This is a genomic window from Vibrio sp. 10N.222.48.A3 (assembly GCF_041475345.1).
GTDB classification, from domain to species: Bacteria; Pseudomonadota; Gammaproteobacteria; order Enterobacterales; family Vibrionaceae; genus Vibrio; species Vibrio tasmaniensis_A.
In genome coordinates, this window is the sequence record NZ_JBFRVX010001812.1 from 1 (window position 1) to 271 (window position 271).

The following is a 271-nucleotide window of genomic DNA, read 5'->3' on the forward strand; positions in this document are numbered from 1 at the left end:
CTTCAATATCCACCAAAGTTTGGTCAATACCGATAATATGGGTACGTGACATTCTTTTGCTCGTTTGAGCTTGGCTTACTAAAGGGTCACGAGCGTGAACCGGAAAATAGTGCTTTGATTTACGTTGTCCAGGGAATTTCATAGGGCTAGTCTAAGTCAAGGGGAAATAGGTGGCGGATTCTACCGCGCTATATTTAACGCGGCAATCTTTCAAACTATAGCAAACGTTTGCTAGGCTATTTTTTTATTCGCCTTCCATAAAGCTAAGATC

Annotated in this window: 1 pseudogene; it reads right to left on the reverse strand. The window is 41.7% G+C overall.

Features of this window, described 5'->3' with window-relative positions:
* Positions 1–142: pseudogene (locus AB4653_RS29020) on the reverse strand (inosine/guanosine kinase); the annotation flags it as partial.
* Positions 143–271: the final 129 nt, after the last annotated feature.